The following is an 11,962-nucleotide window of genomic DNA, read 5'->3' as shown; positions in this document are numbered from 1 at the left end:
CGTGCTGGTCGCCTCCTTCACCGCGGACAAGAACCCCACCACCACCGTCCCGGCCGGCTGGACCGCGATCACCAACGGGCTGAACATCGGCAGCGGGGCGCGGGTCTTCGCGTACTACCGGGTGGCCGGCTCCTCCGACCCGGCCACGTACACCTGGACGCTGAGCACGGCGGTGAAGTGGGGCGGCGGCATCAGCGCCTACACCGGTGTGAACACCACCACGCCGCTGGACAGCACCGTCGCCACCGCCGTCAACGCCACGTTCTCGGCCACCAGCATCACCGTCGGCAGCGTCACCACGGCCAGCACCAACGCGCTGCTGATCGGCGGCCTCGGCTTCGACAGCTCCACCCCCGGGACCACCGCGCCCACCGGCTGGACCGAACGCTTCGAAACCAGCGGCGGCCAGGTCGCCGAACAAGCCGACCGGACCCAGCCCGCCGCCGGCGCCACCGGCACCGCCACCTGGACCTTCAGCAGCTCCAAAGCCGTCGCCGCCTGGCGCACCGCCCTGAAACCGGCAGGCTGAGCCACCGCCGAACCTGCGCCCCAGTTGAGACAGAAAAGCACGACGGGCCTTCCGGAACCCGTTCCGGAGGGTCCGTCGTCGTCAGGCCGGGGTCTTGAGCGCCGGTGTCGTGAGCGTTGCCTCGGAACCAGCGTCAACGCCGAGGCGTACCCGACGGCGGGTGACGGCGTCGGCGAGGGTCCGGTCGTGGGTGACCAGCATCAGTGCGCAGCCGTGGCGTTCCACCTGGTTCATCAGGCTGGTGATGGTTTCTTCCTGGGTGATGAGGTCCAGACGTGAGGTCGGTTCGTCGGCGAAGACCAGTGCCGGTTCGAGCAGCATGGACCGGATGATGGCGAGCCGCTGCAATTCGCCGCCAGAGACTTGGCCGGGCATTCGTTCGAGCAGTGCGGGGGACAGGCGCAGCGAGGCCATGAACTCCTCGAGTCGTGCGGGGTCCAGCCGGTGACGGCGGATGACGTCTCCGAAAGAGTGCCGCAGGGCGGCGCCGGGAGCGAACGCCAGAGCGGGGTCCTGGTAGAGCTTTTGAAGCCGGCCTCCGCGGAGCTCGTCAGCGTGGTGTACGCGTCCGGAGTCCGGCGGAAGCAGCCGCAGCAGGACGTTGCCGAGTGTCGTTTTGCCGCTGCCGCTGGGACCGCTCAGCGAGACCCGTTCCCCCTGGTGCACGCTGAGGGACAGGCCGGAAAAGAGCCGTTGCCGGCCGTAGGTTTTGGTGAGCCCGTCTGCGGTGATGAGGGGGTCGCCGGTTGTTTCGATTGATGCCCCGCCCCGTGTCCAGCTGTGGTTCCAGTTCGCCGGCTCGGCTGCCAGTAGCCGGCGGGTGTAGGGATGCGCGGGATTCTGTAGAACCGCCGCAGCCGGGCCTGTTTCTACGATGTGGGCGTTTTTCATGACCAGGACGTCGCCGCCAAGTTCCCGCGCAAGGTCCAGGTCGTGGGTGATGGTGATCAAAATTCCGCCCCCGTCAACGTGCCGTTGCAAAAGGGAAGCCAGCTCGGCGCGGGCACGTTCGTCCAGGCCCTTGGATGGTTCATCGGCTATCAGCACGCGGGCGTTGCCGATGGTGGCCGCGGCGAACGCGACCCGTTGGGCCATGCCGCCCGAGAGGGTGTGCGGGAATGCACCGGCTGCCGGTCCCAGGCCGAGGGAGCCCAGCAGCGTGGTTGCTGTGTGCAGTGCTGCCCGTTTGTCGGTCCTGAACGTGCCGGCGCCCTCGGCCACCTGTTCCCGGGTGCGCATTGTGGGGTCAAGGGCGAGCACGGGTTCCTGGGGCAGGAGGGACATGGTCCGGCCCCAAAGGCTGCGCCGGTTCGTCCGGTCTTCCAGGTCGTATGTCGTGCCGTCCATGTGCAGGCTGCCCCGCGCCGTGAGGCTGGCCGGGAGGGTTCCCATGATCGCATGGGCCAGCAGCGACTTTCCCGAACCGCTTTCGCCAACGATCGTGACCGGTCTGCCGCGCTCGAAGGTGAGGCCGGCGACGTCGGCCAGGACTTTGTCTGCGAAGGTTACCGTCAGGTTGTTTACGCGCATGCTCATCGGTGGGCCTCCTTGCTCCGCAGGCTGAGGAGCCCGGTCAGAATGGTGGTGAGTATCAGGACGGGGGCGAGGGACATCCAGGGGGCCTCGTGGTAGTAGGGGAACGCCTCGGTAATCATCAGCCCCAGTTCCGGGGTGGGCGGGCGGACGCCAACCCCGACGAATCCAAGGGTGGACAGTGCGAGGATCGACGATCCGATGCCGAAGGTAGCCATGGCCGTCAGCAGGGGCCGCAGTTCGGGCCAGAGGTGACGGCGGATGATGTGAACGGTACCCAGTTTGAGCATGCCGGCCGCCTCGACGGCCGGCCCGGCGAGCAGCACTCCGCTGCGGGCGCGCACCATGCGGAAATATTCCACCCACTGTGCCATGGCCAGTCCCAGATAGAGGGTCCACAGGTCACCATTGGCGATGGCCGAGAAAATGAGGACCACGAGGAGGGCGGGAAGCGCGATGAACGCCTCGGACAGGCCATGGAGGACCGTGTCAATCCAGCCTCCCCGCCAGGCCGCAAGGATACCTGCAAGTGTTCCGGCGAGCAGGGCCGTCGCCACGCACAGAACGGCCATCAGCAAGGATAGTTGGGTGGCGTGGGCCAGACGGGCGATGACGCTCCTCCCAAGATGGTCGCGGCCCAGCGGTTCAGCAAGGCTGGGTGCTTGCAGGAACCGGGACAGGTCTTGGGAGGCGTGGTCGGGCCAGACCAGCGGGCCGACGACGGCGAAGAGCACCAGCATGGCCAGCAGGGTTGTGGCCATGAGCTGGACGGCGCTGGCCCTGACGGCGGTGCCGGGACTGGTTGCAGTAAAGGAAGTGTTCACAGGACGAACTCCCGGTGGCGCGGACGGGGATCGAGGGCAACTGCGCCCAGATCCACTGCGGTGTTGAGGGCGACCACGAGGAGTGCCAGGGCCAGCGCAGTTGCCTGGATCATGGGGAGGTCGCGCCAGAAGATCGCGTGCACAAGGGCGTGTCCCAGTCCGGGCCAGGCGAAGAGGCTTTCGACGATGACGACACCTTCGATGAGGATCAGCATTTGTACTCCGACGTAGGAAATCAACGTGACGCCGGTATTCCTGAGGATGTGGCGGAGGAAAACCATTCGGCCGCCGAGTCCTTTGGCTGCCGCGAACCGGACATAGTCCGATTGCCGGACGTCTGCGACCGCGTCGCGGGTCACCCGGGCAAAAAGGCCGGAGAGTCCGACGGCGAGGGTCGCGGCAGGGAGCACGATGCTGCGCGTTTCGCCGTGGCCCGCCGCCGGCAGCACGCCAAGGTGAACCGAGAACACCAGAATCAGGAGCAGGCCGAGCAGGAAGGGCGGCAGAGCCCGTGAGCCTGAAACCCACAGCGTGGTGAGCCGGTCCAGGACACCGCCGGGCCGGCATGCAGCCAGAGCTCCGCCTGCCACTCCCAGGGCCAAGGCCAGGACGAGCGCCGCCGCGGCGAGCTGCAGGCTGCTCCAAAGATATAGGCCCAGTTCGCCGGCGACGCTGGTTCCGGTGACGAGGGACGTACCCAGGTTCAGGGTAAAGAGGTCGCCGGTCCAGTCGAGGAACTGCTGCCACGCCGGGCGATCCAGCCCCAGTTCGGCGCGGACTGTGTCTGCGGACGCGGCGGTTACCTGGTCGTAGCCGTAGCGGCCGGCGGCGATGCGGAAGGCTAAATCCCCGGGCAGGCTTTGGACGATGGCGAAGCACGCCGTCGAGACGAGCAATGCAACGGCGGCCGCTTGGAGGGCGCGCTGTCGCAGGACGCGCAGGACCGGACCTGCGGGGGACCGATGAAGGGACGTTGTTAAGTTCATGACCGGTTCTCCGCGCTTACTTCGCCCAGATCAGGTCGGTGAGCCGCCACGAACGCTCGAGAGGGTCAAGGCTGAGCCCCTCCACGCGTTTGCTGACGACGGCGCTCTGGCGGTACCAGGCCACCGGAATTACCGGCAGTTCGCTCTGCAGGATCTCGGTCACCTTGCGGCGTCCGTCCGGCTGACCGCCGGGATCGGATCCGCTGGCCATGGTGTTCAGCGTTGAAGTCAGTATTGCGTTGTTCCAGCCCATTGCACCGTAGTCCGCACCGTCGGCTCCGAAGTCGTCGGCCAGGGTCACCAGCGCGTCGGGCACGAGGGCATAGTTGCGGGCGTAGAGACCAAATTCAAGTGAACCGTCCTGGTGACCGGCCGGGATCTCACTGGAGTTTCCCACCTTCACATCGAGGGCGATCCCCAGGCCCTTCAGCTTTGCCTGAATGGCAGTGGCAAGGATGGGCAGCTCCGGGCGGTCCGGGAATGTGCGCAGCGAGACGGTGAATTTCTTGCCGTTCCGTTCCAGAGTGCCATCGTCGCCGGGGTGCCACCCGGCCTGGGCAAGCAGCCCGCGTGCACCGGAAGGATCGTGCGTCAGCGGGGTGACGGAGTGTTGGTGCCATGCCGGGAGGGAGGGCGGAAACAGCTGGGTGGCCGCCATCTCGGGATCCCGGAGCACTGCTGTAGCCATCGATTCGCGGTCCAGGGCCATGCTTAGCGCGCGCCGAACGCGTACATCGCCAAGGATTTCGTGCCCTGAATTGACTTTGAGCAAAATCGTGCGGGGAAGCGTGACATCTTCGATGGTCACCTTGCTGGCCCTCTCGAGCCGTTGCAGGCTGGTCGGGTCTATGCCAAACGTGACATCCGCCTGCCCGCTCTCGGCCATCAGGGTGCGGCTCTCCGCCCTTCCCGCCGCCTGGTACTGGACTTTGGAGATGGCCGGCTTCCTGCCCTGCCATTTTTCGAAGGCCGTCAGTTCGATATTGGCCGGCTGTTCCAGCCGCTCGATCCTGTAGGGGCCGGAGCCCACCACCTTGGTGACGGCGTTGCCCGGTCCGTAGGAGCTGGGGGCGAGAATCTGCGTGCCGGTGTGGGCCAGCACGGCGGCCAGCGGTGCGAACTTCTTCGCCAGGTCCACGCGGACCGTCCCGCCGTCAGCGGTGATGGTCGTGACGGGAGCGGTGGACAGCGGCGTTCCGCCTTTCGCCCTGGCCGCCTGCAACGCGGAAGCGACGGCATCTGCAGTCACCGCCGTTCCATCATGGAAGAGGGCATCCGGACGAAGCGTGAACCGCCACGAGAGCCCGTCGGCAGAGGCATCCCAGCGGGTAGACAGCCCCGGCTGGAGGTTGCCCTGTGTATCGGCATCAACCAGGGTCTCGGCCACCTGCAGGCGCGTGAAGAAGCCTCCTGCCGTTGACGGGTCCAGGCTGTGAAGCTCAAATGGCCCCACCACTTTCACCGGGTGCTCCGGCGTCGGGCTGCTCGGTGCACCCTGTCCGGCGCAACCCGCCATCATCAAAACAGTGGCGAGCGATGCGCCCACCACCTTCATTCGTCGCCAGGACATGTGGGGTTCCTTCTCCGTCGTTAATGTGCGTGTCTCGCCCGACAGCATAGATGCAAATGATTCTCACTAGCAATTATGGCGGAAGGGCCGAGTCGCAAACGGGACAGGAGAGGGGGTTAAACGAAAAGTGCGTCAACGAATGTTGACGCACGGAGTTGGGTTGGATGAAGGCGGGTCATCGCATCAATGGGCGGAAAGGGCTCGCTGTGGATCAGTTGGCTGCCACGGGAACACGACAGTGGCAGGTGCCTCTGCACCTGCCACTGTCGAATGCGTGCTCGGAACTGCCTTTAGGCGTTGACCCGCACGAACGTGGAGCCGCCGAGCCAGGAGGCCGGGTGGACGATGGTTTCGTTGACGCCGTTCATGCCGCTGCTGATGGCCTGGCCGCCGCCGATGTAGATCCCGACGTGTCCGGCGCGGATCATCAGGTCGCCGGGCTGCGGGGTGGACACCGGCGTGCCGTACTGGTGGAACTGCAGGGGAGCAAGGTCTCCCACCGACTTGCCGACGGAGCGCAGCGCCTGCTCCGCCAGGATGGTGCAGTCCTGCGTGGCACCCAGTTGCGCCCGGGCCGAAGCCACCAGGGCGGCGCCGACGCCGCTGGCGGGAGCTGCGGCCGGTGCGGGCGTGACCGACGAGGAAGCCGTGTAGATTCCCATGCCGGACGGCGCGGGTGCTGCCGGCACGGCCGGAGGGGCAGCCTGCGGGGCTGCCGGGACGGCGGGTGCCTGCGGTGCAGCTGCAGGCTGCCCGGGTCCGGGGATCAGGATCTGGTCGCCGGGGTAAATTACCGAAGCCAGCGAGAGGCCGTTCTCTGCGAGCACCGCATCGAGGGCAACGCCGTGGCGTGCCGCGATCGCCCCCAGCGTGTCGCCGGGTGTAACGGTGTGTGATGCGCCTGCCACGCCAGACCCTGCGGCGGGTGCCGGGCTGGGTGCGGCCGGGACCTGCGGTGCGGCCTGTACTTGGGCGCTGGTGGTGCCAGGCGCCTCGGGGGCGTAGGCGCCGGCGTGTGCAGGGGCCCCAACACCGAAGAGCAGCCCGGACGCGGCGGCGGCTGCTGCTGCCGGCTTGGCTATGGACGCAGCGTTGGACTTGAGGGAATACGACAGGCCCTGCAGGGCGATGGACGTCGTGGGGGTGGCGCGGTGGCGCGCGGACATGGACTTACGTGACATGGTGGATTGCCTCTCCCATGCCTGCGGGGTGAGCTGTCGGGTTCGGATGGGAGGTCACCCGGTCCTGCCTCCGTGAGACGGAGCGCCTGGACTTAACCCCAAGGCCTTGGATACCAAGGCCGGTAAAGAGGTGGTTCCCCCGTCCCTGCCAGATGTAATTGCGAACGGATCCCGGTCAGCGGCAGGGCTCGGCATTCTGCCCGGGAATGCCCCGCATGGAACCGGGGCACGGCTAAAGGCTAACCCACCCACCCACCAAAGTCACATTTTGGTAACGGCAGCTGCGGCATTGGGCTCTGCCGGTCTGCTCGCGGCGGCGGGAGGGGCCAGCGACCAGGCGGCGACTCGACAAGCGTCGCTGCGTCCAACTGACGGTCAACCGGCGTCAATCGTCCGTCCGCCTTTCGGTCACGGTGTAGAAAAAAACTCGCAATATTTTATCCATCGTTTTTATTCCCAAATCAATCGCCTCTTGCTATCTTCAGCATGTGTGTTAATCACACAGGACGCGGGGAAGGGGGGAAACCGTTGTGCTGACTACTATCGATCGGGTCGAAGAAAAACATTTTGCTGCTGAAGGGGTCGTAGCACCTGGCGGCTGGTGTTGTTCATGCTGCTGCTGGTGCTGGTTCAACATATTCAGCTGGAGCGTTTTCTAATCCTTTGTCGGCGGGAGTGCGCACGCGGAATATCCGGGGTCTTGGTGCGCACTCCCGTCTAGTCCGGACCGCGCAGCATGGGGGAGCAATTGAAGGTCATAGGTGAATGCAGGAACCTGGCCAAGTCATATCGGGGCCATAAAGCCGTCAGAGATGTTTCATTTCGGGTTCATGCCGGCGAAATTGTGATCCTGGTGGGCCCGAATGGGTCTGGCAAAACGACGACAATGGAAATGCTGATCGGCCTACGGAAGCCCACAGCGGGCTCGGCCGTGATCAACGGCCTTGATGTCCGCCCGGGAGGCCCGCACCGTTTTGCCGTGGGGGTGCAGTTGCAGCAGTCCGGGCTCCCCAACAGGCTCAAGGTCCATGAAGCCCTGCGCGCTGCCGGTTCGCTCTATTCCTCGCCGCGAGACCAATCTGAGCTCCTTGAAGCCGTAGGTCTCACGAACAAGAGATCCGCCTTCGTTGACAGGCTTTCCGGAGGCCAGCAGAGACGCCTGGATGTCGCCCTTGCCTGCATCGGCCGGTCTCCGCTGCTGGTGTTGGATGAGCCCACCAGCGGCCTCGACCCAGAAGGCAGATCCGAACTGTGGACTCTTCTGAAGTCCCTAGCCAGGGCAGGCCATGGGATCTTGGCCAGCACGCACGACTTAGCGGAGGCCGAAGCCTTTGCCGACCGCGTCATCGTCCTTCGAGAAGGTGAGGTAGTCCTTTCCGGGCGGGTAGCCAACATCCTTGACGCCGCCGGCGGTGACTGGAGGCTGAGGATCTCCGATCCTCCGCAGGGGGCACTGGCCCTGATCAGAGAAGCCCGGCTGCCTGCAGTGAACGCGGGTGCCCAAACGGTAGTCATCGGCGCCCGCGAGAGGATCGACGTGCTCCGGGACAGTCTGGGGGACGCATACGGCGCGATGGACATCCTGAGTGGTCCCGTCCGGCTGGAGGACCTTTTCCTCTTTTCGAAGAAAGAGGCCGTGTAATGAGCCAGGCGAAAACCTCCGACGGTGCGGGAGTAATTTCTCTGCCAAAGGCCGGATCAGCACTGAGAATGGTGTTCACCTGGTTTCGACAGGAAACATTGCTGCTTCTCCGGGAGCCGGTCGCAATTTTCTTTAGCCTGGCTTTCCCCATGGTGATCTACTTCTTCATCGGCGCGCCATATGCAAATGAGCAAATTGAGCCCGGCGTCAAGTTTATTGATGTCATGTTTCCGACTCTCATAGGGACGGTTGGAGCCAATTTGCTGCTCATGGGAATGCCGGTCTACTTTGCCGAGCTGCGGGCACGCGGCGTTGACCGAAGATACCGTGCACTTCCCCTCCCTGGTGTTGTTTTCGCCTTGGCAATTATCGGTGCAATGCTGCTCCTTGTTGCCTCCGCATCAGCTTTGATAATTGCTGTAGTCGGATTCGCCCACGGCCTTCGAATAGAGATAATTTCCCCGCAATTCATCGCCCTCAACCTTATGCTGCTGGCGTGGCTGTGCGCGGTGGGCTACTTTCTGGGCAGTCTCAACGTGGGATCCAGGACCACCCAGGCCATTAGCGCCGCACTCTTCTTCATCATGTTCTTCGGATCCGGAGCCGCGGCACCGCTGGAAGGGCTGCCGGCGTGGCTGCAGACCATCACCGAATTCAATCCGCTGCGTCACTGGTTTGACTTGCTGACCGGTGTCTACACTTCCGCCGAGATACCCGAGGGGACCGTTGTGAAGGCGCTCCTCGTAATACCCGTAGCAGCAGCCATCGGGTTCCTCGGCCTCTATCTCACCAAACGCTCCAGCAACTAAACAATTTATCCAGGGGGACAAATGCGCGTCGACGAATACAACTCTAGAGTTCCGTGGATACCGCCGCGGATGGCGGGTCACGACGCAGACGCGCTGCGTGATCTCACCGCCGTATATTCCCCTTTCGGGCAAATCCGGAATCTGCTCATGGTTCTCAGGCCCGGGATTGGAATCGGCGGCTACCAAGGGTCAGCAACGCCCATGTCCCTGGACCACACGCTGTCCAGGATGCTGGGGCTCAGCGGGGCGTCCGCCGGTCTCGATAGGGAGATCTACGGCGGCGGTAAGGGTCTGACCCTCTTCGACACAGTTGCATCGACCCTGGGGGAGGGCGTCGAACGCATGCTTGGGAGCCTGAGTTCCCTCCAGATCACTCCGCCCGATCGGCAACGGCGGGCGTCATACCGGCAGATGCAGGCGTTGGGTTTGCGCGCCATCGGCCCGGAAAGCCTGCGGCTTTGTGCTGACGAACAGCTTTCTGAACCGGGTTTCCTTTGCGACCCTTGGGAGCCGGACACGGAACTGGCGTGGGTGGCTGGTGAGGGACTGCACGATGGCGGGACGACCTGGGTTCCGGAACAGCTCGTGCATCTCTTCTACGTCATGCAGTTCGAGGAAACGAGAATCGGGTTCTCCACATCGGGGGGCCTTGCTACTCATGTCACGGACGCCCAGGCCCTCCACCACGGAATTCTCGAACTGATTGAACGCGACGCCATCAACCTCAGCTGGTACGCCCGCATACCACCGGCGCGAATTGAACTGGACCGCGACTTCCGCAATCCCAAACTGAAGGAATGGATTGATTCCGCATCCCGCTCTGGGGTCAAGCTGGTGTTTTTCAGCCACATCCTGGACATCTCCGACGTCGCTGTCGTCACCGTGATTGCCGTGGATGAAACCGTCCCCGAAAACGGCTATCTGGCTGGCGGCGGCGTGGGGATGGATATTGAAGAAGCCATGCGCAGCGCGGTGTCCGAACTTGTCCAGGCGGAGCGAATGGTACGGATCCCGGCCTTGGCCCCGTCGTGGGAGCTGACCGGCGGGTACCAGAGAATGTTCGGCATCAGCGAAAATGCCGAGCCAAAGGACTTCGACAATTTCATCCAGGTTGTTCCTTACTACGGCTTCGCTGCCAATCAAGCGAAGCTGGATTGGTACTTTAGGCCCGCAGACCAGAGGGTGGTTAAGCTGTCTTCGCTGCCCGCCTGGGAGAGTGACGACGACGAGGCCTCCCTGCAGCAGGCCTTGGCGCTGTGCCGGAAATACGGGCTCAACCCGGTGGCGTTCGATTTCACGCCCTCCACCTTCAGCAAAGTGCGGCTTCGGAAAGTGATCATTCCCGAGCTGGTTCCCGCCTTCCCGCCCAACATGCCGATGCTGGGCCATGATCGCTACAAGGACATCCGCCGGATCCTTGGTGTGTCCGACGATCCGCTTGGATTCGCAGACCTCACCACCGACCCCCTTCCCTTCCCCTGACCGGGCGCATGAGGAGGGACGCGACGTGACCGTCCACAAAGCAATCGACAGGAAGGCGAACCGGGCAGCCGGCGTCCTGGTCGCATCCTGGGCTTGGAAGACAGCCCTCGGGTTCCTTGGCCTAAAACTTGTCCAATGGCTGGTCCTGCTGATAGCCGGCCTGACCGGGGGATGGGCTGGCCTGCCCGAAATCCAGCTCGGCGCCCACATCGTCGCCGGGTGCTGGGTTGCCTCGTCATTCGTCTGGCTGCTGATGCGCAAGTGGACCGGGGCCGTCTCGTCGATGGCCTACAGCTGCCTGTCCCTGATCGTCGCTGTTGGCGGGCTGGCCTCCGGCCAGCTGATGCTATGGAACAGCCTCACAACAGTAACCAGCCTCTTCATCATCGTGTGCACCGTCGTCGCGGTGGCCCGCGGCGACTTCCGGCACTCCCGCTGGTAGTTCCACCATTCCCACTATTCCGCCAAGGAGAATCATGACCATCACCACGCCCGAAGAGTCTTCCTACGTCGTCAATCCTTCCCTGCAGGTCATCAGGAGTTCCGACGATGAGATCGTCATCAAGTTCGGAAGCAGGTCCAAGACTTCGCGTCGGCTCAAGGACGATGCCCGCCGCGCAATACTCGGGGACCTGGTGCAGGCATTCACGCTTCCGTCCACGATCGCGGAGGCCCATGGGTCCATGGCCGCCGACCCGGAGGCCCTGCAGGAAATGACCCGCTCACTCATCGAACAGAAGGTCGTCGTCTCAGAACAGGACGCCGTCTACTCATTCCTGACAGTGGGAATGAACGTCGAGAATGTCGGGGATCTGCTCACCAAATCCATAAACCTCGTTGGCAAGGGGAAGATCGCATCCCGCCTCCGGGACCAGCTTGCAGACATCGGCCTTACAGCCGCAGTGACCGCAGACGTTTCGGCTGAGGCATTCGAGGACGCCGACCTGACCATCGTGGCATCCGATACGCCCAATATGTCGCTCTTTTTCGATGCCAACGAAGCGGCCCTGGTGACCGACCGTCCCTGGCACGCCGTCTATGCCGACGGTGCCGAGATTATCGTGGGTCCTCTCTTCAGGCCTGGCTACACCGGATGCTTCCACGACTACGACACGATGGACGAATCAGCCCGATCCCTCAGGCTGGACTACCTCTACTACAAGAGCGGACTGCAAGGCGCTCCGATGCTCACGGCACTCCCGGTGTTCGCGGCCGACCTGGCCGCCAGCTACGCCACGGCGTCCATCGTCCAGCATGCCTCCGGGCGGGGCAGCTTTCTTGAAGGGTCCTTCCTGCGGATCGATCTCGAACGATTGGAAATCATTCGGGAACAGCTGCTGCAAATGCCCCGATGCCCGGCCTGCATCCAGAACAAGCCACACCTGCGGCACCCTTTCATCTAAGTA

General features: G+C 64.0%; 11 protein-coding genes and 1 riboswitch. Of the genes, 6 read left to right on the top strand and 5 right to left on the bottom strand.

Annotation, left to right across the window (positions count from 1 at the left end):
* The coding region (locus JYA52_RS11710; RefSeq protein ID WP_205653357.1) for a hypothetical protein at nucleotides 1-529 on the top strand (529 nt) is incomplete at its 5' end.
* A gap of 81 nt (nucleotides 530-610) precedes the next feature.
* Here JYA52_RS11710 and JYA52_RS11705 read toward each other — a convergent pair.
* The 5 genes from JYA52_RS11705 to JYA52_RS11685 form a co-directional block, all read right to left on the bottom strand.
* Nucleotides 611-2,065, bottom strand: a complete 1,455-nt coding sequence (locus tag JYA52_RS11705; RefSeq protein WP_205653356.1) for an ABC transporter ATP-binding protein — start codon at nucleotides 2,063-2,065, stop codon at nucleotides 611-613.
* Nucleotides 2,062-2,886, bottom strand: coding sequence for an ABC transporter permease (locus tag JYA52_RS11700; protein ID WP_205653355.1), 825 nt, complete (start codon nucleotides 2,884-2,886; stop codon nucleotides 2,062-2,064). The genes JYA52_RS11705 and JYA52_RS11700 overlap by 4 nt, the downstream gene beginning before the upstream one ends.
* On the bottom strand, nucleotides 2,883-3,872 hold the full coding sequence (locus tag JYA52_RS11695; RefSeq protein WP_205653354.1) for an ABC transporter permease: 990 nt from the start codon (nucleotides 3,870-3,872) through the stop codon (nucleotides 2,883-2,885). Before JYA52_RS11695 ends, JYA52_RS11700 begins: the two co-directional genes overlap by 4 nt.
* Before the next feature lie 16 nt (nucleotides 3,873-3,888).
* Nucleotides 3,889-5,442, bottom strand: a complete 1,554-nt coding sequence (locus JYA52_RS11690; protein ID WP_205653353.1) for an ABC transporter substrate-binding protein — start codon at nucleotides 5,440-5,442, stop codon at nucleotides 3,889-3,891.
* 290 nt (nucleotides 5,443-5,732) lie between these two features.
* Nucleotides 5,733-6,623, bottom strand: coding sequence for a C40 family peptidase (locus JYA52_RS11685; RefSeq protein WP_205653352.1), 891 nt, complete (start codon nucleotides 6,621-6,623; stop codon nucleotides 5,733-5,735).
* A 5-nt stretch (nucleotides 6,624-6,628) separates the two neighbouring features.
* A riboswitch (cyclic di-AMP (ydaO/yuaA leader) is annotated at nucleotides 6,629-6,801 on the bottom strand.
* 558 nt (nucleotides 6,802-7,359) lie between these two features.
* Between JYA52_RS11685 and JYA52_RS11680 the strand changes: the two genes are divergently transcribed.
* The 5 genes from JYA52_RS11680 to JYA52_RS11660 are packed head-to-tail and all read left to right on the top strand — an operon-like array spanning nucleotide 7,360 to nucleotide 11,959.
* Nucleotides 7,360-8,265, top strand: coding sequence for an ABC transporter ATP-binding protein (locus tag JYA52_RS11680; RefSeq protein ID WP_240460232.1), 906 nt, complete (start codon nucleotides 7,360-7,362; stop codon nucleotides 8,263-8,265).
* On the top strand, nucleotides 8,265-9,074 hold the full coding sequence (locus JYA52_RS11675) for an ABC transporter permease (protein ID WP_205653350.1): 810 nt from the start codon (nucleotides 8,265-8,267) through the stop codon (nucleotides 9,072-9,074). Before JYA52_RS11680 ends, JYA52_RS11675 begins: the two co-directional genes overlap by 1 nt.
* 21 nt (nucleotides 9,075-9,095) lie before the next feature.
* Nucleotides 9,096-10,556 carry a YcaO-like family protein gene (locus tag JYA52_RS11670; protein WP_205653349.1) on the top strand — a complete coding sequence of 487 codons (1,461 nt, stop codon included), beginning with the start codon at nucleotides 9,096-9,098 and terminating at the stop codon, nucleotides 10,554-10,556.
* A gap of 25 nt (nucleotides 10,557-10,581) precedes the next feature.
* Nucleotides 10,582-10,998 (top strand): hypothetical protein, encoded by a 417-nt coding sequence (locus tag JYA52_RS11665; RefSeq protein ID WP_205653348.1) that lies wholly within the window; start codon nucleotides 10,582-10,584, stop codon nucleotides 10,996-10,998.
* A 34-nt stretch (nucleotides 10,999-11,032) separates the two neighbouring features.
* Nucleotides 11,033-11,959, top strand: a complete 927-nt coding sequence (locus JYA52_RS11660; protein WP_205653347.1) for a TOMM precursor leader peptide-binding protein — start codon at nucleotides 11,033-11,035, stop codon at nucleotides 11,957-11,959.
* Nucleotides 11,960-11,962: the final 3 nt, after the last annotated feature.

It is taken from the genome of Arthrobacter pascens (genome assembly GCF_017052465.1).
Lineage (GTDB): Bacteria > Actinomycetota > Actinomycetes > Actinomycetales > Micrococcaceae > Arthrobacter > Arthrobacter pascens.
Note: the sequence above shows the minus strand (reverse complement) of the source record. Positions and strands in the feature narration are given on the sequence as shown.